We start from the raw sequence: 20,347 nt of genomic DNA on the forward strand, positions 1-20,347 counted from the left end.
TATTTTTATTTTTATCACCAACTTGCTTTTTTTATTCCAGGAATAAGCCCTTGAGAAACTAATTTTCTAAAAACAATACGAGAAACTCCAAACTGACGCATATATCCTCTACATCTTCCAGTAATAGAACATCTATTTCTTAATCGAACAGGAGAAGCATCTCTAGGTAATTTTTGTAATAATTCATAATTTCCAGCTTTTTTCAAAGCTTTTCTTTTGTTTTCATATTTCAAAACCATTTTTTCTCTTTTCTTTTGTCTTGCTTTAACCGATTCTTTAGCCATTTTTATTTTTTTTAAAAGGAATTCCAAACAAAGATAAAAGACTTTTAGCTTCCTCTTTTTTTCTTGTAGAAGTAACAAATGTTATATTCATTCCCATATTTTTTTTAATTTTATCAATATTTATTTCAGGATAAATCATTTGTTCCATAATTCCCATATTATAATTTCCATAATCATCAAAGCTATTTCCTTTTACTCCATTAAAATCTCTAACTCTAGGTAAAGAAACAACAATAAGTCTTTCCAAAAATTCATACATTTTTATTTTTCTTAAAGTAACTTTAACTCCTATAGGCATTCCTTTTCTAAGTTTAAAACCTGATTCATCATGTTTAGAATAACAAAAAATAGCTTTTTGTCCTGTAATATTCGTTATTTCATTCATAGAATAATCTATGATTTTTTTATCAAAAACAGAAAAACCAATTCCTTGATGTACAACTATTTTTTTTAATCTAGGAACTTCCATAATAGAACGATACTTAAATTTTTTTATTAAAATAGGAATTATTTTTTCTTTATAAAGTTTTTGTAATTTAGATCGATAAATCATTATTTATTTCTATTTAATCTTTTTTAGATTAGATACATGTATAGGGGCTTCTTTTTCTACAATTCCACCTTTAGGTTTTACTGGTGTAGGTTTGGTATGTCTTTTAATCATATTTACTCCCTGAATAATAGCTTTATTTTTTTTTGAAAAGATTTTTACAATTATACCTTCAGTTCCTTTATGATTTCCTGATAAAATCAATACCTTATCTTTTATTTTTATTTTTTTCATGAAAAAATAATTTTTTATAAAACTTCTTGTGCTAAAGAAACAATTTTCATGTATTCTTTTTCTCTAAGTTCTCTTGCTACTGGACCAAAAATTCTTGTTCCCATTATTTCTCCAGAGGTATTAATTAGTACACAAGCATTATCATCAAAACTTATGTAAGATCCATCTTTTCTTCTAGTTCTATTTTTCGTTCTGATTACTACAGCTTTACATACTTGTCCTTTTTTTACTATATTTCCACCAGAAATAGCAATTTTTACGGTAACTACTACCGTGTCTCCCAGTGAAGCGTATCTTTTTTTTGTTCCACCTAAAACTCGAATAATTAAGACTTCTTTAGCTCCTGTATTATCCGATACTTTACATCTAGACTCTTGTTGTAACATTATTCATGATTTTTTAAAAATCTTAACTAATCTCCAACATTTTTTTTTACTTACTGGACGTGTTTCCATAATATTTACTTTATCTCCATTTTTAGAAATGTTTTTTTCATCATGAACCATATATTTTTTATTTCTTAAAATACTTTTTCCATAATATCTATGTTTTACTTTTTTAATCTCATATACCACAACAGTTTTATTCATTTTATCACTTATAACTATTCCTTGTCTTTGTTTTCTAAAATTTCGAATTTTTTTTTCAGGTTGTTGATATATCATTAATTTTCTTATTATATTCTGTTTTTAATTTAGCAATGTTTTTTCTAAAAAATTTAATTTTCATAGGGTTTTTTAATGTTTTAATATGATGATGAAATTTAAGATTTTGATAATCTTTTTGATATTGATCGATTTTTTTTCTTAAATCATGAATCGATAATTTTTTCACATCTAAACTATTCATAGTTTTCTTTCATAAAGAATCATAAGAAATAATAAATTTCATTTTTATAGGAAGTTTTTGAGCCGCTAGTCTTAAAGCTTCTTTTGCTATATCCATTTCTACTCCATCTATTTCAAATAGTATCCTGCCAGGTTTAACTACAGAAACCCAAAATTCAACAGGTCCTTTTCCTTTCCCCATACGTACTTCTTGTGGTTTTTTTGTAGCGGGTTTATCAGGAAAAACATTAATCCATAATTTTCCTTCTCTTTTCATATATCTTGTAGCAGCAATTCTTGCTGCCTCTAGTTGTCTTGCAGTAATCCAAGCACCTTCTAAAGCTTTAATTCCATATAATCCTCTAGAAAGAAGAAACCCTTTTTTAGCATTTCCACGAATCCTTCCTTTTTGTTTTTTTTTATATTTTGTTTTTTTTGGTTGTAACATAGTATTAATAAAAAATTTATAAAAATATATAAAATATTATTTATTTTTTTTTCTATTAAAATGATAGGATTTATATCCTCTTTTTTGTCTTTTTTGATTTCCTATTTGTCTTTTCTGAATTCCTAATAATGGAGATAAATCTATTTTACCATATATTTCTCCTTTCATTATCCATACTTTAACCCCTATGCTTCCATAAACAGTATGAGCTACTGACATATGGTAATCTACATCGGCACGAAAGGTTCCAAGAGAAATTCTTCCTTCTTTATAAGTTTCACACCTTGCCATTTCTGATCCATTAAGTCTTCCAGAAATCTGTATTTTTATACCTTGAGCATTCATTCTCATAGCAGAAAGAATAGATAATTTAATTGATTTTTTGTAAGAAATTCGATTTTCCAATTGTCTAACTAAACTTTTAGCAACTAATGGAGCATCTAACTCAGGACGTTTCACTTCAGAAATATTAATTTGTACTTCTTTTTTAGTAAGTTTTTTTAATTCTTTTCTTACTGTATCTACTTCGTCTCCTCTTTTTCCTATTACAAGAGCTGGTCTTGATGTTCTAATCGTAATTGTTATAAATTTTAAGGTCCTTTCTATAAAAATACGGGATATTATTCCTTTTGGAAATCTAGCTTCTATATATCTTCTGACTTTAAAATCTTCTTGTATTCTATCTTTATAATTATTACACCAACTAGATTGCCATCCTGTTATAATTCCCAAACGATTAACGATTGGATTTGTTTTTTGTCCCATAAAAACTATGTTTTTTTTCTTTTGTTATATAAAAAAACTGTAATATTACTCGATTTTTTCCTTATTCTATGACCTCTACCTTGAGGAACAGGACGTAATCTTTTTAAGGTTTTTCCTTGATTTACTATAATTTTTTTTATATATAATAAATATTCTTGATTTTCAAAATTAGATTGATTATGTTTTGTTTTCCAATTAGAAAGTAAAGAAAAAAGTAATTTTTTGAAAATTAAAGAAATTCTTTTTTTTTTACTATGAGTTAAAAGATCCAAAGCTAAATAGATTTCTTTGTTTCGAATTAAATTTGCTATCAATCTCATTTTTCTAGGAGAATTTCTTACTCCCTTTAGAGAAGCTGAAACTACATTAGTTTCCTGTTTCATATCCTCCTAATTTTTTATTTTCAATTTGTTTTTTGACCCTGAATGTCCTCTAAAAATACGTGTAGGAGAAAATTCTCCAAGTTTATGACCAATCATATTTTCCGTAATATATACATTAATAAATTGTTTTCCATTGTGAATAGCAAAAGTTTGTCCTACAAAATCAGGTAAAATAGTAGAAGGTCTAGACCAAGTTTTAATTATCGTTTTTTTCTCTAATTTTATATTATTCAATACTTTTTTATATAATTTATGAGAAACAAATGGTCCTTTTTTTAAAGATCTTGCCATAATTGTAAATTTTTTATTTTTTTCTTTTTTGCAAAATATATTTGTTGGAATATCGTTTTTTAGAACGGGTTTTAAAACCTTTAGCAGGTTTTCCTTTTCTATTTCTAGGTATTCCTCCAGAAGCTTTTCCTTCTCCTCCTCCCATTGGATGATCTACAGGATTCATAGCAACTCCTCTTGTTCTAGGTCTTCTTCCTATGTGTCTTTTTTTTCCTGCTTTTCCATATGTTTCTAATTGATGATCAGGATTAGAAACAATTCCAATTGTAGCCATACAATTCTTTAAAATTAATCTAACCTCTCCAGAAGGAAGTTTTATTGTTACATATTTTTCATCTTTCGCAAATAATTGCGCAAATGATCCAGCACTTCTTGCGATTTTAGCTCCTTGTCCTGGATTAAGTTCTATACAAGAAATATTGGTCCCTAAAGGGATTTCACTTAAAAAAGTTGAATTTCCTATATTAAAAGATATATCTTTTCCGGAAATGACTTTTTGTCCTATTTTAATTCCTTCTATTGTTATCATATATCTTTTTTCTCCATCTTCATAATGAAGTAAAGAAATAAAACAAGATCGATTAGGATCGTATTCTATAGATTTAATGATAGCAGGAATTTTAAATTTATTTCTTTTAAAATCTATTTTTCTATATTTTTTTTTATGTCCACCTCCAAAATAACGCATAGTCATACGACCTATATTATTTCTTCCTCCAGATTTACACATTCCTTTTACTAAAGTTTTTTCAGAATCGAAACTTGTAAGTTGATCAAAACAATTTACAACTCTAAAACGTTGACCAGGTGTAATTGGTTTTAATTTTTTTATTGACATTAATTTTCTTTTTGATTTAAAAAATCAATTTTTTGATTTTCGTAAAACTGAACAATAACTTTTTTTAATCTATTAGTTTTTCCATAAAGAAAGCCTTTTTTAGTATATTTAGACTTATCCTTTTTAGGATAAATCATTGTTCTAATATTTTTTATAGAAAAACCAAACAATTCATTTATTTTTTTTTGTATTTTATTTTTATTACAATTTATATTTACAGAAAAAGTGAAACAATTATATTTATTTCCTTTATAAGATTTTTCTGTAATAAAAGGTTTTATTAAAATCATATTTTTATTAATGTATGGACAAAAACTGATAAATTTTTTCTATAGAATTTTCAAAAAAAATAATATATGGATAATTTATTAATGAAAAACAATCTAATTCATTTACACTTAATAACTTAAAATTTTTTAAATTTCTAGAAGATAAATATAAATTTTTATTTATTTCTCCAATTATCATTAACGATTTTTTATTTGTCAATTGTAAAGATTCTAATATTTTTAAAATAAATTTAGTTTTTGGATTATCTAATTTTAGATTTTCTATAATTAGAATTCTGTTATTTATTAATTTTTGTTCGATAAGAAATTTTCTAACTATATTTTTAGTACGTTTGTTTAATTTTATTATATATTTTCTGGGTTTAGGCCCAAAAACTCTTCCTCCTCCTCTGAAAATAGGGTTTTTTATATCCCCTTTTCTAGAACCTCCAGTTCCTTTTTGTCTATGTAATTTTTTAGTGCTTCCAGATAATTCTCCTCTTCCTTTAGACTTATGTGTTCCTTGGCGTTGAGCTAATAAAAATCTTTTAATCTCTAAATATAGAGAATGATTATAAGATTTTTTAAAAAAAGTAGTTTCGTGAAATTCTATTTTTTTATCAGTATAATTTCCTTTAATATCTAAAATTTTTAGTTTCATTCTTTTTTTTGAATCATTAAATATGAATTTTTATTTCCTGGAACTGAACCTTTTAAGATTATAATATTATAATTTATGTCTATTTTTAATATTTTTAAATTTTTAATAGTTACATTTTTTTTTCCCATTCTTCCAGCCATTTTCTTTCCTTTAAAAACACGTGATGGATCAGATCCAGCTCCTATTGATCCTGGAGCTCTTAAACGATTGTGTTGTCCATGAGTTTTTTCTCCAACTCCTGAAAAATTGTGTCTTTTAACTACTCCTTGAAAACCTTTTCCTTTAGAAACTCCTTTTACATTAACTAATTCTCCTTCTTTGAAAAGATCTATTTTTATTAAACTTCCTAAAAGAAAATTAGATATTTTATTTATTTTAAATTCTAACAATTTTTTTTTGGGAGATAATCCTGCTTTTTTAAAATGATTAAATAAAGATTTGTTAGTTTTTTTAATTTTTAGATCATCTACTCCTAATTGAATAGAAGAATAACCATCATTTTCTACTGTTTTTATCTGAACAATATAACAAGAACCTACTTGAATAATTGTACATGGAACATGTTCTCCACTTACTAAAAATATTCTAGTCATTCCTATGTTTTTTCCTATTAATCCATTCATATCCTTATACTTTTATTTCTGCTTCTACTCCACTTGGCAATTCCAATTTCATTAAAGCATCTACTGTTTTAGATGAAGCATTATGAATTTGTAAAAGTCTTTTATGAGTAGGAAGAAAGAATTGTTCTCTTGATTTTTTATTTACATGAGGAGAACGTAATACCGTAAATACTTTTTTTTCAGTAGGTAAAGGAACGGGTCCGTTCAATACAACTCCTGTAGGAAGGACAGAATTTACAATTCTTTCGGCTGATTTGTCTAATAAATTATAATCATAAGATTTTAATTTAATTTTTATATCATGACCCATGGTATATCAATTTTGCTACTATTTATTTTTTCGGTTTTTATTTTCTATAATTACATTTTCCATTACAGTTTCAGGAACTGAATCATAATGAGAAAATTCCATAACAGAAGTCCCTCTACCAGAAGTAAGTGTTCGTAATATAGTAACATATCCAAACATTTCTGATAATGGAACTAAAGATTGAATTACTTTTATATTGTTTTTACTATTCATATTTTGTATGATCCCTCTTCTACGATTTAAATCTCCTATTATATCTCCCATATTCTCTTCTGGAATTAAAACTTCTAATTTCATAATCGGTTCTAATAAAACAGGTTTAGCTTTTTTTGCTGCTTCTCTAAAACCTAATTTTCCTGCTAATTCAAAAGATAGTTGATCAGAATCAACAGAATGATAAGATCCATCTAAAACAGTAACTTTAGCATTATCTATTTCATATCCAGATAAAGGCCCATTTTTCATCATTTCTTTAAATCCTTTTTCTATAGATGGAATATATTCTTTCGGAATATTTCCTCCTTTTATTTTATTAATAAAAATTAAACCAGATTCACCTATATTTCCGGGTTCTAATCTAAATAATATATCCGCATATTTTCCTCTTCCTCCTGTTTGTTTTTTATAAATTTCTCTATGTTCTACTAAATTTGTCAAAGCTTCTTTATATTCTACTTGAGGTTTTCCTTGGTTTACTTCAACTTTAAATTCCCGTTTCATTCTATCTACAATAATTTCCAGATGAAGTTCACCCATACCGGAAATGATAGTTTGACCTGTATAATTATCTGTTCTTACTTGAAAAGTAGGATCTTCTTCCATCAATTTTGATAAAGCAAAACTCATTTTATCTATATCCGATTTATATTTAGGCTCAATTGCCAATCCAATTACTGGTTCAGGAAATAAAATTTTTTCTAACAAAATTGGATATTTTTCATCACATAAAGTATCACCTGTTTTAATATCTTTAAACCCTACCACTGCTGCTATGTCCCCAGCTCTAACTTTATCCACTGGATTTTGTTTATTTGCATGCATTTGGTATATTCTAGAAATTCGTTCTTTATTTCCTGATCTAGCATTAAAACTATAAGAACCTGATTCTATTTTTCCAGAATAAACTCTAAAAAAAGCTAATCTTCCAACAAAAGGATCACTTGCAATTTTAAAAGCTAAAGCAGAAAAAGGCTCATCTTCAGTAGGTTTTCTTTTTTCTTTTTTATTATTAACAGGATTAACCCCTACTATATCTTTTACTTCAAGAGGAGAAGGTAAGTATCTACATATGGCATCCAATATAGATTGAACTCCTTTATTTTTGAATGAAGATCCACATAGAATAGGAATTACATTCATTTTCATAGTATTTTCTCGTAAAGAAAAAATAATATCTTCTTTTGATATAGAAGAATAATTTTCATTTCCATATAAAAATTTCTCCATAATGATATCATCATGTTCAGATAATGTTTCAAGAAGCTTATTTTGATAATCAAAAACTATATTTTTCATATCTTCCGGAATAGGATTTTTATAATATGTCATTCCATAATTATTTTCATCCCATATAATGGACTTATTTTCAATTAAATCTACAACTCCTTTAAAATCATCTCCAATCCTAATAGGAATTTGGATAGGAATTGATTTTGCTCCTAAAATTTTACGTATCTGATGGCAAACATTAAAAAAATCAGCACCTTGACGGTCCATTTTATTTACAAAAGCTATTCTAGGAATTCCATATTTATCTGCTTGTCTCCATACAGTTTCAGATTGTGGTTCTACCCCATCTACTGCACTAAACAAAACAACCATTCCATCTAAAACTCTCATAGATCTTTCTACTTCTACAGTAAAATCTACATGACCTGGGGTATCTATAATATTAATTTGATATTTTTTTTTATTATACATCCATTCACAACATGTAGCTGCAGAAGTAATCGTTATTCCACGTTCTTGTTCTTGTTTCATCCAATCCATAGTAGCGGCTCCATCATGGACCTCCCCTATTTTGTGATTAATACCTGTATAAAATAAAATTCTTTCTGTAGTAGTAGTTTTTCCCGCATCAATATGTGCTGCAATCCCTATGTTTCTTGTATATTTTAAATCTTTTTTTGCCATACATAACTAAAATCTAAAATGTGAAAAAGCTTTATTTGCTTCTGCCATTTTGTGAATATTTTCTTTCTTTTTTACAGCTTCACCTTGTTCTTGAAAAGCATCCCATATTTCATGGGCTAATTTGTTAGCCATTGTTTTTTCATTTCTAATAGATGCACAAGAGATTAACAGCTTCATTGCTTTTGTAATTTTATTATTGGGAGAAATAGGAATAGGAACTTGAATATTAGATCCTCCTATACGACGATTTTTTACTTCTACATGAGGCATGATATTTTTTAATCCTTCTTTCCATATTTCCAATGCAGATTTATCTTCTTTTTCTTTAATTATCTCTATTTTTTTCATGGCATTATAAAATATGTTATAAGCTATATTTTTTTTACCATTTTTCATTAGATGATTCACAAAACGTGTAACTAAAGGATCATGAAATTTAGGATCGGGAAAATATGTTTTCTCTTTTTTTTTAATTTTTCTCATTAATAGTTTAATCTTTTTTAGCTATTTTAGCGCCATATTTGCTTCTACTTTTTTTTCTTCCATTAACTCCAGCTGTATCTCTAGCTCCCCGTACTATTTTATATTTCACACCTGGTAAATCCTTAACTCTTCCTCCTTTAACTAATACGATGGAATGTTCTTGAAGATTATGTCCTTCTCCTGTAATATAGCTAATTACTTCTCTTCCATTTGTAAAACGCACACGAGCTACTTTCCGCATAGCAGAGTTTGGTTTTTTAGGTGTAGTAGTATAAACTCTAGTACAAACTCCTCTTTTTTGAGGACAAAGATCTAAAGCTACAGATTTCCGTTTTTTAGAAACGGAAACCCTTCCTTTTCTAATTAACTGCTGTATAGTAGGCATATCCTATATTTAAAAAAATGCAAATTATGTTATTTAATAATAAATTACAAAAACTAAAATCAAAAATATTTCTTATATATATCAATAAATTTTTTGATTTTGAAAACTATCTTCTTCTAATGTATTTATATTGAGTTCTTTATAAATATAACGAAAAGTCGATAATAAACAAGGGGCTCCATCTACAATCGCTACATTATGTTCATAATGGGCTGAATTTTTATTATCTAAAGTAGTAATTGTCCATCCATCTTTGTGAAAAAGGATTTCAGATGAACCAATATTTACCATTGGTTCTATGGATAGAACTAATCCTTCTTTTAATTTAAATCCTTTTCCTTTTTTTCCAAAATTAGGAATTTTTGGGTCTTCATGCATATTTTTTCCTAACCCATGACCTACAAGATCTTTTACTACATTATATCCCTTTTTTTCAATATAAGACTGGATTGAATAACCTATGTCCCCAATACTATTACCCAATTTACAATTGGACATTCCAATATAAAGAGATTTTTTAGAACAATCTAAAAATTTTTTTATATTATGAGAAACTTTTCCTATCTCAAAAGTATAAGCATGTTCTCCATAAAATCCATTCATATAAACTCCACAATCTATAGATAATATATCTCCTTCACATAAAGGATCCCGATTGGGGATGCCATGTACTACTTGATTATTCGGAGAAACACACAAAGTATTTGGAAAATCATATAATCCTAAAAAAGCCGGTTTTCCACCATGATCAAAAATAAAATTTTTTGCAAGTTTATCTAAATAAAGAGTATGAACTCCTGGTTTTATTTCTTTAGTTAACATACCTAATGTTTTAGAGGCTAAAACAGCGCTTTTTTTAATTAAAATTATTTCTTCAATAGTTTTTAATTGTATCAAAATAAAATTATTTTTTGTAATTTTTTATAATCATAGGAGTTCCATCCATAATTTTAGGAATAGGAAGTTCCATTAGTTGTAAAATCGTAGGAGCTACATCCGATAAATTTCCTTGTTTTTTTAGAATAAGGTCGTGTTTTTTTATATTTCGATCTAAAAGAATAAAAGGAACTAAAGCTCTAGTATGAGCTGTATGAGGTGTTCCATCTGAATTTATCATATAATCTGCATTTCCATGATCTCCTACTATAACAACTTTATATAAATTTTTTATAGCTTCTTCAGAACATTCTTTTACACATTTATCAACAAATTCACATGCTTTTATTGTTTCTTTCATTTTACCAGTATGTCCTACCATATCCGGATTTGCAAAATTTAGACAAATAAAATCTGACTGTTTTCTTTTTAATTCAGGAATAATCTTTTTTACGATATTTTCTGCACTCATTTCAGGTTTTAAATCATAAGTAGAAACTTCAGGAGATTCACATAAAATTCTTATTTCTTTATGAAAAGGAGTTTCTCTTCCTCCTGAGAAAAAAAAAGTAACATGTGGATATTTTTCTGTTTCAGCTATACGTATTTGTTGTTTTCCTTCTTTTTCTAAAACTTCTCCTAAAGTATTTGATAAACATTCTTTTTCAAAAAGAACATGAATTCCTTTATATTTAGGATTAAAACAAGTCATAGTTATATAATAAGATAAATTTAATTTTTTCATTTTCGGAAAAAAAGTATTATTTCCCGTCAAAAGTTCTGTAATTTGTCTAGAACGATCGGGGCGAAAATTAAAACAAAAAACAACATCTCCATTTTTTATTTTTGAAACAGGAATTTCTTTTTCATCAACAATAATTAAAGGCAATAAAAATTCATCTGTAATGCCATTATTATAAAATTCATTTATAGATGAAATAATATTTTTAGTATAAATTCCTTTTGAATGAACCATTGCATCATACGATTTTTTAGTTCTTTCCCACTTATAATTACGATCCATTGAATAATATCTTCCGATAACAGAAGATAATTTTCCAACATATTTCTCAGTAACCTCCAAAAGTTTTTTTATATAAAAAATACTCTTTTTTGGAGAAGAATCTCTTCCATCTGTAAATACATGTATAAAAACATTCTTTATATTTTTTTTATGAGCTATTTTAAGCAAATAAAAAAGATGATTCATATGTGAATGAACTCCTCCATCAGATAATAATCCAATAAAATGAATTCTCTTTTGAGAAAAAGAAATTTCATCAAAAAAAATAGATATTTTTTTAAAAAAAAAATTGTTTTTTATTGAAACATTAATTGTTTCTAAACTTTGAACAAGTTTTCTTCCAGCTCCTAAATTTATATGTCCTACTTCTGAATTTCCTACTTGTTTTTTAGGCAATCCAACATGACTTCCTGATGCTTTTAGTTTACTGTAAGGAAATTTTTTGGAACAATAATCAATAAATGGAGTAAAAGCTTGTTCTATAGCAGAAGAATAATAATTTTTGTATAAAGAAACTCCCCAACCATCTAAAATAATTAATATTAATTTCTTCATTCAATTTTTTTATTAAAAACTTATTCTTTTAAAAAGATTTATTTTTAAATTTTTATCATATTTATTTAAATATTCTTGAACAGTTATTTTATTTTCTTTTATAAATTTTTGATTAAGAAGAGTATTTTCTAATATAAATTTTTGAATTTTTCCTTGAATTATATTTTTTTTTACAAAATCAGATTTATTTTCTTTCTGGACCTGATTTTCAATAATTTCAATTTCTTCATTTATTAATGAAGTAGGGATGTCTTTTTTATAAATAGCTATAGGATCCATAGCAGTTATATGCATTGCTATATCCTTAGCTATAAGGGTATTTACTTTTTTAGAAAAACCGACTAATGTTGCTATTTTATTAGTGTTATGAGTATAATTTATTACAAATGGAGAAACTATTTTCTCGAAAATTTTTAATTCTAATTTTTCTCCTACTACTCCCATGTAGTTTACAATCATTTCCTGAATATTTCCATATTCATCATATGAACTAGATAAAAAATCAATTTTATTACTAAATAATAATGATTGTTTTGAAAGAATAGACAAAAAATTCAAAAATTTAGAATTTTTAGACAAAAAATCAGTTTCACAACTAATTCCTATAATTGTTCCACAAGAATAATTAAAATTTACAGAAGCAATAAGAGCACCATCTTTCATTTTAGATGAAGAACGATTTATTGCTATTTTTTCTCCTTTTTTTCGTAAAAAAAGAATAGCTTTATCTATATTTCCATTTGATTGAATCAAAGCTTTTTTACAATCCATAATTCCAATTCCTGTTATTGTTCTAAGTTTAGAAATTTCTTTTATAGAAATTTTCATAATTTTTATTTTATTTTTTTATTTTCACGTTCATTTTTATTAATGGAAATTCCATATTGAATTGCTTTTGATACAAATTTCAAAATAATATCTATAGATTTAGAAGAATCATCATTAGAAGGAATAGGATATTGAATATCATGAGGGTTTGTATTTGTATCTACCATAGCAAAAATGGGAATTTTAAGTCTTTTTGCCTCAGTTAAAGCTATTTTTTCTTTATTTGGATCTACTAAAAAAATCCCACCTGGTATGTGATTCATATTCGAAATACTTCCTAAATTTTTATATAATTTAGTATACAAACGATCAATTAATAATCTTTCTTTTTTAGATAAAGTATCGAAAACTCCATTTTTTTTCATTTTTTCTATATTGTTCATTTTTTTTACAGACTTACGAATTGTTGTAAAATTAGTAAGTAACCCCCCTAACCATCTTTCTGTTATACAAGGCATATTGATACTTTTTGCGTAAAAAGAAATTTTTTCTCTAGCTTGCGCTTTTGTTCCTACTAATAATATTTTTTTTCCATTTTTTGCTATTTTTTTTAATTCATGACAAGCTTCTTCTAATTTTGAAATTGTTTTTGATAAATCTATAATGTGAATTCCTCCTTTTTTCATAAAAATAAAAGGACGCATATTAGGATTCCATTTTCGTGAAAAATGTCCAAAATGAACTCCAGCTTGGAGTAAATCTTTAGTATTGATTTCCATACTAATTTAATTTTAACGTTTTGAAAACTGATATTTTTTTCTTGCTTTTTTCTGTCCAAATTTTTTTCTTTCTACTTCTCTAGAATCACGAGTCAGTAATCCTTCGGATTTTAGTTTTTTTCTATTTTTTATATCAAATACACAAAGTGCACGAGATATAGCAAGACGGATTGCTTCCGATTGACCGTTGAATCCTCCTCCAGATACTTTCACATTAATATCAAATTCTTCAATTTTTTTGTTCACTATTTCAATAGGATATAAAATTTTTGGATGAAGATATTTTGGAAAATATTGTTCCAATTTTTTAGAATTAATAATTATTAATCCGTTTCCTATTTTTAAATAAATACGTGCAAGAGATCTTTTTCTTCTTCCTATAGTATGTATCATAATTTTTATAATTTCAATAAAATAGGTTTTTGAGCTTCATGATTATGTTCTGTTTTTGGATATACATGTAAATTTTTAAAAATTAATCGTCCTAAACGATTTTTAGGTAACATACCTTTCACTGATTTATATATTATATTCCTTGAATCTTTATTTAATAAATTTTGAATAGAAATCGCTTTTTGACCACCTGGATAACCAGTATAATAAATATATTTTTTATTATTCCATTTTTTTCCAGTAAGTTTAATTTTATTAGAATTGATAACTATAACATGATCTCCACAATTTATATTAGGAGAAAAAAAAGGTTTATGTTTACCCATTATAATACAAGCAATTTTAGTAGATAATCTTCCCAAAATTTGATTTTTTGCATCTATTATTATCCAAGATTTTAAACAAGAACTTTTTTTTGCTGAAATTGTTTTAAAACTCAAAAAATCCATATTTATTTTGATTTTATCGACATCAATATAAGAAATTTTAACGAATGACTTTTTGTCATAAAAAGTTTTTATAAAAAAAGTTTTTTATTGTCATATTTTTTCTTTCCTTTATTTATATAGCGTTTCATTTCATTATGGCATAATGATTGGAGTGCTATTGGATGAAATTAACATATGAAAAAACGTAATAAAATAATAAAATGAGTAAAATTATAGGCATAGATTTAGGAACAACAAATTCTTGTGTCGCAGTTATGGAAATTAATGATCCCATTGTAATTCCAAATTCAGAAGGAAAAAGAACAACTCCATCTATAGTAGCCTTTGTAGAAGGGGGAGAAAGAAAAATAGGAGATCCTGCAAAAAGACAAGCAGTAACCAATCCACAAAAAACTATTTTTTCCATCAAAAGATTTATGGGAAGAATGTATTCAGAAGTTACTGAAGAATTAAAACATATTCCTTATAAAGTTATAAAAGGAGGAAATAATACACCACGTGTAGATATAGAAAAAAGATTATATGCTCCTCAGGAAATATCTGCAATGATTTTACAAAAAATGAAAAAAACAGCTGAAGATTATTTAGGAGAAGAAGTTAATAGAGCCGTAATTACGGTTCCTGCTTATTTCAATGATGCACAAAGACAAGCAACTAAAGAAGCTGGAGAAATAGCAGGATTAAAAGTAGAAAGAATTATAAATGAACCGACTGCAGCTGCTTTAGCTTATGGATTAGATAAAAGTAATCAAAATAAGAAAATTGTTGTATATGATTTAGGAGGAGGAACATTTGATGTTTCTATTTTAGAATTAGGTGATGGAGTTTTTGAAGTTTTATCTACTAACGGAGATACTCACTTAGGAGGGGATGATTTTGATCAAGTTATTATTAATTATCTGGCAAATGAATTTAAATCTAAAGAAGGATTAGATCTTAGAAAAGACCCTATGGCTTTACAACGTTTAAAAGAAGCTTCTGAAAAAGCAAAAATAGAATTATCTTCTTCAAATCAAACAGAAATTAATCTTCCTTATATCACAGCAACAGAATCAGGACCTAAACATTTAGTTTTAACTTTAATTCGTTCAAAATTTGAACAATTATCAGAAAAACTAATACAACGTTCTATTAACCCTTGTTCTAATGCATTAAAAAACGCAAATTTAACAACTCAAGATATAGATGAAGTCATTTTAGTTGGAGGATCTACACGTGTACCAAAAGTACAAGAAGAAGTAAAAAAATTTTTTGGAAAAAAATTAACTAAAGGAGTTAATCCAGATGAAGTTGTAGCTATCGGAGCTGCTATCCAAGGAGGAGTATTAACCGGAGAAGTTCAAAATGTATTATTATTAGATGTAACACCTTTATCTTTAGGAATTGAAACTTTAGGAGGGGTATTTACGAAACTTATTGAATCTAACACAACAATTCCTACTAAAAAATCAGAAATTTTTTCTACAGCATCAGATAATCAATCAGCAGTAACTATACGAGTAGGACAAGGAGAAAGATCAATGTTCAATGACAATAAAGAAATAGGAAGGTTTGATTTAGTTGATATTCCTCCAGCACCTAGAGGAATTCCTCAAATTGAAGTTACTTTTGATATAGATGCAAATGGAATACTTAATGTTTCTGCAAAAGATAAAGGAACAGGAAAAGAACAATCTATTCGGATTGAAACTTCCTCAGGATTAAATCAAGAAGAGATAGAAAAAATGAAAAAAGAAGCAAAAGAAAATGCTAAAAAAGATGAAAAAATTAAAAAAGAAATAGAAAAATTAAATTCTGTAGATAATCAGATTTTTCAATCTGAAAAACAATTAAAAGATTATGGAAATAAATTATCTGAAACTAATAAAAAAAACATAGAAGATTCTTTAGAAAAACTAAAACAAGCTCATTCTAAAAAAGATTTTGTTTCTATTGAAAATTATATGAAAAAATTAAACGAAGCTTGGACTAACGCTTCTCAAGAAATTTATAACATCAAAAAAACGAATAAAAACAATCATCAATCAAATAAAAAAGAAGATGAAAAAAAAAGGAATGGTAAAGGAAATGAAAATATACAAGATGTAGATTATGAAGAAGTAAAATAAAATCGATAAAGGGAGTTTATATTATAATGGAATTATAGAAATTTTAGTTTCACCTCCAATAACTTTTTCTCCCTTTTTTACTAGGATTATAGAATTTAATGGTAAGAAAATATCAACTCTAGATCCAAATTTAATAAAACCAAATTCATCTCCTTTTTTTACTATAGAATTTTTTTTTGCATAAATAATAATACGTCTAGCTAAAAAACCAGCTATTTGTCGAAATAACACTTTTTTTCCTTTAAAAGTCTTTATAACTGTTGTTGTATGTTCATTATATGATGAAGATTTTGTTTTCCACGCTATCATATGTTTACCGGGGTAATATTTTACATAAATAACTTTTCCAGAAACAGGAAACCTGTTAATATGTACGTTAAAAAGAGACATAAATATAGAAATGCATATATAGTTTTTTTTAAAAAATTCATTTTCAAAAATTTTTTGTATTTTCAATATTTTTCCATCAGCAGGAGAAATAATTGTTTCTATATTATAATTTTTTTCATGAATTTCACGTGATTTTTTTTTTGGATTTCTAAAAAAGAAGATGAAAAAAGAATAAAGAATAACAAAAAAAACTGATATAAAAATAAAAACTAATCTAGACAATAGAAAAAAAGAAAAAATTAATAGTAATAATATTATTACTAACGTATATACTAGAAATGAAAAACCTTCTTTATGAATCATTATTATAAAAATTTTTATATAAATATTGATTTAAAAAACATAAATAATACTAGTTATTACAGTAGCTATAATAGGAATTACGAAAATAAAACTATCTAATCTATCTAAAAAACCCCCATGACCAGGAAATAAGATTCCTGAATTTTTTACGTTACAAGACCTTTTAATAGAAGATTCTACAAGATCCCCAATAGTAGAAAAAATAGGAACAATAATAGATAAAATAAACCAATATTTTTTATTCCATATTTTATATAAAAAAAACCCTAGTATTAAGCAAAACACTATACCACCAATAACGCCTTCTATTGATTTTTTAGGTGAAATAGATATAGCCATTTTTCTTTTTCCCCATTTTTTTCCTATTAAATAGGATAAAGAATCGTTAGTCCATATTAAAATAAATATTCCTAAAATCAATTGTTTTCCATGATAAATCATAGTATATATACAAGAAGCTAAATAAAATGGCATAATAATATATACCAATCCAAAAATTTGATGACTTATTTGTAATATTTTTTCTTTATGGGAGCATTTTTTAGAAAACAATTGAATAACAAGAAAAATTATAGAATAAGGAATAAAACAAATTATATATACTATTAATCCCTTTTCTTTTTTTATAAAAAAATCCATAAAAATTGAAAACAAAAAAAATAAAGAACTAATTTTAACTAAAGTTTTATTAATCTTTAGTATCAATAGGAATTCTAACAAACAAAAGAAAGACAACATCATCATTAGTATTCTAAAAGTTTTTTCTCCTTTTTCAATGGAAAAAAGAATTAAAATAACATAAATTAATCCAGTAAAAACTCTGATTGTAAAGTTTAAATACTTTTTTTTTTCATATATACAATTAAAAAATCAAGAAGAAGAAGTATTAGTAACAGTATTTAACATATCACCAATATCGTCAGGATAAGGTCTTTCTCCAAATATTTTTTTCAAATCTTCTCTAAAAATAACTTCTTTTTCTAATAATTTATTAGCCAATATAGATAATTTTTTTTCATTATCTTTCAGTATATTTTTAGCTCTTTGATATTGTTCTGTTATAATTTTGGATATTTCTTCATCTATAATTTGAGCCGTTTTTTCACTATAAGGTTTGGAAAAAGAAAATTCGTTTTGTCCTGTTGAATCGTAATAAGAAATATTTCCAATTTTTTCATTCAGTCCAAAAATAGCTACCATAGATTGAGCTTGTTTAGTTACTTTTTCTAAATCATTTAGAGCTCCAGTAGATATGCTACTAAAAATAATTTCTTCTGCTGATCTTCCTGCTAATAGTGCACATATTTCATCTTTCATTTGTTCTGGAGTTGTTAATTGTCTCTCTTCTGGAAGATACCAAGCTGACCCTAAAGATTTTCCTCTTGGGACTATAGTGACTTTTACTAAAGGTGATGCATGTTCTAATAACCAACTTATTGTAGCATGTCCTGCTTCATGATAAGCAATTCGTTTTTTTTCATTTGGTTTTATAATTTTATTCTTCTTTTCTAAACCTCCAATAATACGATCTATTGCATCAAGAAAATCTTGATTTTCAATTTGATGTCTATCCTTTCTAGCGGCAATAAGAGCGGATTCATTACAAACATTAGCAATATCTGCTCCACTAAATCCTGGAGTTTGTCTTGATAAAAAATCTATATCAACATTATCAGACAATACTAATTTTTTAAGATGTACACGAAATATTTCTTTTCTTTCATTTAATTCAGGTGGATCTACTAATATAGTACGGTCAAAACGACCAGGACGAAGTAAAGCCTTATCTAAAATATCGGATCTATTGGTAGCAGCTAAAACAATAACATTTGTATGAGTTCCAAATCCATCCATTTCTGTCAAAAGTTGATTTAAAGTATTTTCTCTTTCATCATTTGATCCCGCTATATTGCTTTTTCCACGAGCTCTTCCTATTGCATCTATTTCATCAATAAATATAATACATGGAGATTTTTCTTTAGCTTTTTCAAATAAATCTCTCACTCTAGAAGCTCCTACTCCTACAAACATTTCTACAAAATCTGATCCTGATAAAGAAAAAAATGGAACTTTCGCTTCTCCAGCTACTGCTTTTGCCAATAAAGTTTTTCCTGTTCCTGGTTGTCCTATCAACAAGGCTCCTCTAGGGATTTTTCCTCCAAGTTTAGTATATTTTTTAGGACTTTTTAAAAATTCTACTATTTCTTGAACTTCTTCTTTTGCCTCTTCTAACCCAGCTACGTCTTTAAACGTAATTTTAACATTATCACTTTCATCAAATAATCTAGCTCTTGATTTTCCTATATTAAATATTTGACTTCCAGGACCTCCAGTAGGAGATCCTATTCTCCTAAATAAAAAAATCCAAAAAAGAATTAATAATATAAAAAATATACCATAATCAAAAAAAAATTTTGTAATAGTATATTCTTGTTGATTTTTAAAATCAATAATAGTATTTAACTTGTATTTTTTTTTATATTCTTCAAACTTTTTTTGAAAAAATTGTAAATCTCCTATTTCAAATTCATATTGCAATGGTTGTTGTGTTATAAATTTTTTTTCATTATTATTTTTTCTAATAATATTTTGAGAAGGGTTCTTTTCCGGTAAGAATTCTTTTTTTAAATAAACATATACTGTTTCTTTATGTTTTACTATAATTTTTTGGATTTCTCCTTTAGAAAGGATATCAAAAAAAGTATCCTGATCTATTTTTCTAGGATTAGAAAATGAAGATTTAAAAAAAAATATTCCCAAAAATATAGCAAATATAACCGCATATACCCAAAAAAAGTTATTTTTATTTTTTATTTTTTTGTCTATCATATTAGGTTTCTTTATTATTTAATTTTAATAAATAAAAAACCTTAGTTTCTTTTCTTATGAATTTCGATTCCAAATATTTTCTATGTCATAATATGATCTTAACTTTTTTTGAAAAATATGAACAACAATAGAAACGTAATCAACCAAAACCCATTCTTTATTTTTTAATCCTTCTACATGCCAAGGTCTTTTCTGTAATTTCTCAATCGTTATTCTTTTTATAGATTGAGAAATAGCATATACTTGATTATGAGAATCTCCATTACAAATAACAAAATAATCACAAATAAAATTTTCCCTATTTTTTAAATTTATAATAGAAATATCTTTTCCTTTAACTATTTGAATTCCTTCTATGATTTTTTCTAATAGCAAAATAAAAAATTATT

29 protein-coding genes are annotated in these 20,347 nt (G+C 26.0%); 1 reads left to right on the forward strand and 28 read right to left on the reverse strand.

Annotation, left to right across the window (positions count from 1 at the left end):
* Window positions 1-14: 14 nt before the first annotated feature.
* The 24 genes from rpsN to rplM form a co-directional block, all read right to left on the reverse strand.
* Entirely contained in the window at window positions 15-284 is a 270-nt protein-coding gene (rpsN, locus tag STAT_RS01920; protein WP_119305848.1) for a 30S ribosomal protein S14, read from the reverse strand.
* Window positions 277-837 (reverse strand): 50S ribosomal protein L5, encoded by a 561-nt coding sequence (gene rplE, locus STAT_RS01925; protein WP_119305562.1) that lies wholly within the window; start codon window positions 835-837, stop codon window positions 277-279. Before rplE ends, rpsN begins: the two co-directional genes overlap by 8 nt.
* Before the next feature lie 9 nt (window positions 838-846).
* A complete protein-coding gene (gene rplX, locus STAT_RS01930; protein ID WP_119305563.1) occupies window positions 847-1,068 on the reverse strand; it encodes a 50S ribosomal protein L24 in 222 nt (73 codons plus the stop codon).
* Window positions 1,069-1,082: 14 nt separating this feature from the next.
* Entirely contained in the window at window positions 1,083-1,454 is a 372-nt protein-coding gene (gene rplN / locus STAT_RS01935; RefSeq protein WP_119305564.1) for a 50S ribosomal protein L14, read from the reverse strand.
* Window positions 1,455-1,457: 3 nt separating this feature from the next.
* The gene (rpsQ, locus tag STAT_RS01940) at window positions 1,458-1,733 is read right to left on the reverse strand and encodes a 30S ribosomal protein S17 (RefSeq protein WP_119305565.1); all 276 of its coding nucleotides are present in this window, start codon (window positions 1,731-1,733) and stop codon (window positions 1,458-1,460) included.
* Window positions 1,714-1,917 (reverse strand): 50S ribosomal protein L29, encoded by a 204-nt coding sequence (gene rpmC, locus STAT_RS01945; RefSeq protein ID WP_119305566.1) that lies wholly within the window; start codon window positions 1,915-1,917, stop codon window positions 1,714-1,716. The genes rpsQ and rpmC overlap by 20 nt, the downstream gene beginning before the upstream one ends.
* 9 nt (window positions 1,918-1,926) lie before the next feature.
* Complete coding sequence (rplP, locus tag STAT_RS01950; protein WP_119305567.1) at window positions 1,927-2,343, reverse strand: 50S ribosomal protein L16; 417 nt, start codon at window positions 2,341-2,343, stop codon at window positions 1,927-1,929.
* 36 nt (window positions 2,344-2,379) lie between these two features.
* Window positions 2,380-3,108, reverse strand: a complete 729-nt coding sequence (gene rpsC, locus STAT_RS01955) for a 30S ribosomal protein S3 (RefSeq protein WP_119305568.1) — start codon at window positions 3,106-3,108, stop codon at window positions 2,380-2,382.
* Window positions 3,109-3,113: 5 nt separating this feature from the next.
* Window positions 3,114-3,491 carry a large ribosomal subunit protein uL22 gene (locus STAT_RS01960; protein ID WP_119305569.1) on the reverse strand — a complete coding sequence of 126 codons (378 nt, stop codon included), beginning with the start codon at window positions 3,489-3,491 and terminating at the stop codon, window positions 3,114-3,116.
* Window positions 3,492-3,497: 6 nt separating this feature from the next.
* On the reverse strand, window positions 3,498-3,782 hold the full coding sequence (rpsS, locus tag STAT_RS01965) for a 30S ribosomal protein S19 (RefSeq protein ID WP_119305570.1): 285 nt from the start codon (window positions 3,780-3,782) through the stop codon (window positions 3,498-3,500).
* A 13-nt stretch (window positions 3,783-3,795) separates the two neighbouring features.
* The gene (gene rplB / locus STAT_RS01970; RefSeq protein ID WP_119305571.1) at window positions 3,796-4,620 is read right to left on the reverse strand and encodes a 50S ribosomal protein L2; all 825 of its coding nucleotides are present in this window, start codon (window positions 4,618-4,620) and stop codon (window positions 3,796-3,798) included.
* Window positions 4,620-4,910, reverse strand: coding sequence for a 50S ribosomal protein L23 (locus STAT_RS01975; RefSeq protein WP_119305572.1), 291 nt, complete (start codon window positions 4,908-4,910; stop codon window positions 4,620-4,622). Before STAT_RS01975 ends, rplB begins: the two co-directional genes overlap by 1 nt.
* Window positions 4,911-4,917: 7 nt before the next feature.
* Window positions 4,918-5,550, reverse strand: a complete 633-nt coding sequence (rplD, locus tag STAT_RS01980; RefSeq protein WP_119305573.1) for a 50S ribosomal protein L4 — start codon at window positions 5,548-5,550, stop codon at window positions 4,918-4,920.
* Window positions 5,547-6,173, reverse strand: a complete 627-nt coding sequence (rplC, locus tag STAT_RS01985) for a 50S ribosomal protein L3 (RefSeq protein WP_119305574.1) — start codon at window positions 6,171-6,173, stop codon at window positions 5,547-5,549. The genes rplD and rplC overlap by 4 nt, the downstream gene beginning before the upstream one ends.
* A gap of 4 nt (window positions 6,174-6,177) precedes the next feature.
* Window positions 6,178-6,483 carry a 30S ribosomal protein S10 gene (gene rpsJ, locus STAT_RS01990; protein ID WP_119305575.1) on the reverse strand — a complete coding sequence of 102 codons (306 nt, stop codon included), beginning with the start codon at window positions 6,481-6,483 and terminating at the stop codon, window positions 6,178-6,180.
* A gap of 18 nt (window positions 6,484-6,501) precedes the next feature.
* Window positions 6,502-8,616: an elongation factor G gene (fusA, locus tag STAT_RS01995; RefSeq protein WP_119305576.1), complete on the reverse strand. Its 2,115-nt coding sequence runs from the start codon at window positions 8,614-8,616 to the stop codon at window positions 6,502-6,504.
* A gap of 6 nt (window positions 8,617-8,622) precedes the next feature.
* A complete protein-coding gene (gene rpsG / locus STAT_RS02000; protein WP_119305577.1) occupies window positions 8,623-9,099 on the reverse strand; it encodes a 30S ribosomal protein S7 in 477 nt (158 codons plus the stop codon).
* A 7-nt stretch (window positions 9,100-9,106) separates the two neighbouring features.
* Complete coding sequence (gene rpsL / locus STAT_RS02005; protein WP_119305578.1) at window positions 9,107-9,484, reverse strand: 30S ribosomal protein S12; 378 nt, start codon at window positions 9,482-9,484, stop codon at window positions 9,107-9,109.
* Window positions 9,485-9,565: 81 nt separating this feature from the next.
* The gene (gene map, locus STAT_RS02010) at window positions 9,566-10,381 is read right to left on the reverse strand and encodes a type I methionyl aminopeptidase (protein WP_119305579.1); all 816 of its coding nucleotides are present in this window, start codon (window positions 10,379-10,381) and stop codon (window positions 9,566-9,568) included.
* A gap of 7 nt (window positions 10,382-10,388) precedes the next feature.
* The gene (gene gpmI / locus STAT_RS02015; protein WP_119305580.1) at window positions 10,389-11,939 is read right to left on the reverse strand and encodes a 2,3-bisphosphoglycerate-independent phosphoglycerate mutase; all 1,551 of its coding nucleotides are present in this window, start codon (window positions 11,937-11,939) and stop codon (window positions 10,389-10,391) included.
* 12 nt (window positions 11,940-11,951) lie between these two features.
* Window positions 11,952-12,767: a translation elongation factor Ts gene (gene tsf / locus STAT_RS02020; protein ID WP_119305581.1), complete on the reverse strand. Its 816-nt coding sequence runs from the start codon at window positions 12,765-12,767 to the stop codon at window positions 11,952-11,954.
* A gap of 5 nt (window positions 12,768-12,772) precedes the next feature.
* Window positions 12,773-13,486 carry a 30S ribosomal protein S2 gene (gene rpsB / locus STAT_RS02025; RefSeq protein WP_172548537.1) on the reverse strand — a complete coding sequence of 238 codons (714 nt, stop codon included), beginning with the start codon at window positions 13,484-13,486 and terminating at the stop codon, window positions 12,773-12,775.
* 12 nt (window positions 13,487-13,498) lie between these two features.
* A complete protein-coding gene (gene rpsI, locus STAT_RS02030; protein WP_119305583.1) occupies window positions 13,499-13,879 on the reverse strand; it encodes a 30S ribosomal protein S9 in 381 nt (126 codons plus the stop codon).
* Between the two features lie 5 nt (window positions 13,880-13,884).
* Window positions 13,885-14,328, reverse strand: a complete 444-nt coding sequence (rplM, locus tag STAT_RS02035) for a 50S ribosomal protein L13 (RefSeq protein ID WP_119305584.1) — start codon at window positions 14,326-14,328, stop codon at window positions 13,885-13,887.
* 200 nt (window positions 14,329-14,528) lie between these two features.
* Between rplM and dnaK the strand changes: the two genes are divergently transcribed.
* Window positions 14,529-16,436: a molecular chaperone DnaK gene (gene dnaK, locus STAT_RS02040; protein WP_119305585.1), complete on the forward strand. Its 1,908-nt coding sequence runs from the start codon at window positions 14,529-14,531 to the stop codon at window positions 16,434-16,436.
* A gap of 21 nt (window positions 16,437-16,457) precedes the next feature.
* Here the strand turns inward: dnaK and STAT_RS02045 are convergent, their stop codons facing one another.
* The 4 genes from STAT_RS02045 to rsfS are packed head-to-tail and all read right to left on the reverse strand — an operon-like array spanning window position 16,458 to window position 20,333.
* The gene (locus tag STAT_RS02045) at window positions 16,458-17,129 is read right to left on the reverse strand and encodes a phosphatidylserine decarboxylase family protein (protein WP_119305586.1); all 672 of its coding nucleotides are present in this window, start codon (window positions 17,127-17,129) and stop codon (window positions 16,458-16,460) included.
* A gap of 30 nt (window positions 17,130-17,159) precedes the next feature.
* Entirely contained in the window at window positions 17,160-17,987 is an 828-nt protein-coding gene (locus tag STAT_RS02050; protein WP_119305587.1) for a phosphatidate cytidylyltransferase, read from the reverse strand.
* A gap of 12 nt (window positions 17,988-17,999) precedes the next feature.
* On the reverse strand, window positions 18,000-19,958 hold the full coding sequence (gene ftsH, locus STAT_RS02055; protein ID WP_119305588.1) for an ATP-dependent zinc metalloprotease FtsH: 1,959 nt from the start codon (window positions 19,956-19,958) through the stop codon (window positions 18,000-18,002).
* Between the two features lie 54 nt (window positions 19,959-20,012).
* The gene (gene rsfS, locus STAT_RS02060) at window positions 20,013-20,333 is read right to left on the reverse strand and encodes a ribosome silencing factor (protein WP_119305589.1); all 321 of its coding nucleotides are present in this window, start codon (window positions 20,331-20,333) and stop codon (window positions 20,013-20,015) included.
* Window positions 20,334-20,347 lie beyond the last annotated feature (14 nt).

The sequence above is a fragment of the Blattabacterium cuenoti STAT genome, assembly GCF_003573915.1.
In the GTDB taxonomy this organism is placed as follows: Bacteria; Bacteroidota; Bacteroidia; order Flavobacteriales; family Blattabacteriaceae; genus Blattabacterium; species Blattabacterium cuenoti_A.

Coding starts and splice junctions, on each gene's coding strand:
- rplX (WP_119305563.1), bottom strand. CDS start 1,068: ATGAAAAAAATAAAAATAAAAGATAAGGTATTGATTTTATCAGGAAAT.
- rplB (WP_119305571.1), bottom strand. CDS start 4,620: ATGTCAATAAAAAAATTAAAACCAATTACACCTGGTCAACGTTTTAGA.
- gpmI (WP_119305580.1), bottom strand. CDS start 11,939: ATGAAGAAATTAATATTAATTATTTTAGATGGTTGGGGAGTTTCTTTA.
- rplC (WP_119305574.1), bottom strand. CDS start 6,173: ATGAATGGATTAATAGGAAAAAACATAGGAATGACTAGAATATTTTTA.
- rplD (WP_119305573.1), bottom strand. CDS start 5,550: ATGAAACTAAAAATTTTAGATATTAAAGGAAATTATACTGATAAAAAA.
- rplE (WP_119305562.1), bottom strand. CDS start 837: ATGATTTATCGATCTAAATTACAAAAACTTTATAAAGAAAAAATAATT.
- rplP (WP_119305567.1), bottom strand. CDS start 2,343: ATGTTACAACCAAAAAAAACAAAATATAAAAAAAAACAAAAAGGAAGG.
- rpsG (WP_119305577.1), bottom strand. CDS start 9,099: ATGAGAAAAATTAAAAAAAAAGAGAAAACATATTTTCCCGATCCTAAA.
- rplN (WP_119305564.1), bottom strand. CDS start 1,454: ATGTTACAACAAGAGTCTAGATGTAAAGTATCGGATAATACAGGAGCT.
- rpsC (WP_119305568.1), bottom strand. CDS start 3,108: ATGGGACAAAAAACAAATCCAATCGTTAATCGTTTGGGAATTATAACA.
- rpsB (WP_172548537.1), bottom strand. CDS start 13,486: ATGGAAATCAATACTAAAGATTTACTCCAAGCTGGAGTTCATTTTGGA.
- rpmC (WP_119305566.1), bottom strand. CDS start 1,917: ATGAATAGTTTAGATGTGAAAAAATTATCGATTCATGATTTAAGAAAA.
- ftsH (WP_119305588.1), bottom strand. CDS start 19,958: ATGATAGACAAAAAAATAAAAAATAAAAATAACTTTTTTTGGGTATAT.
- rpsN (WP_119305848.1), bottom strand. CDS start 284: ATGGCTAAAGAATCGGTTAAAGCAAGACAAAAGAAAAGAGAAAAAATG.
- rpsQ (WP_119305565.1), bottom strand. CDS start 1,733: ATGATATATCAACAACCTGAAAAAAAAATTCGAAATTTTAGAAAACAA.
- rplM (WP_119305584.1), bottom strand. CDS start 14,328: ATGGATTTTTTGAGTTTTAAAACAATTTCAGCAAAAAAAAGTTCTTGT.
- rpsL (WP_119305578.1), bottom strand. CDS start 9,484: ATGCCTACTATACAGCAGTTAATTAGAAAAGGAAGGGTTTCCGTTTCT.
- rpsS (WP_119305570.1), bottom strand. CDS start 3,782: ATGGCAAGATCTTTAAAAAAAGGACCATTTGTTTCTCATAAATTATAT.
- STAT_RS01960 (WP_119305569.1), bottom strand. CDS start 3,491: ATGAAACAGGAAACTAATGTAGTTTCAGCTTCTCTAAAGGGAGTAAGA.
- STAT_RS02045 (WP_119305586.1), bottom strand. CDS start 17,129: ATGATTCATAAAGAAGGTTTTTCATTTCTAGTATATACGTTAGTAATA.
- rpsI (WP_119305583.1), bottom strand. CDS start 13,879: ATGATACATACTATAGGAAGAAGAAAAAGATCTCTTGCACGTATTTAT.
- STAT_RS01975 (WP_119305572.1), bottom strand. CDS start 4,910: ATGATTTTAATAAAACCTTTTATTACAGAAAAATCTTATAAAGGAAAT.
- tsf (WP_119305581.1), bottom strand. CDS start 12,767: ATGAAAATTTCTATAAAAGAAATTTCTAAACTTAGAACAATAACAGGA.
- dnaK (WP_119305585.1), top strand. CDS start 14,529: ATGAGTAAAATTATAGGCATAGATTTAGGAACAACAAATTCTTGTGTC.
- rpsJ (WP_119305575.1), bottom strand. CDS start 6,483: ATGGGTCATGATATAAAAATTAAATTAAAATCTTATGATTATAATTTA.
- fusA (WP_119305576.1), bottom strand. CDS start 8,616: ATGGCAAAAAAAGATTTAAAATATACAAGAAACATAGGGATTGCAGCA.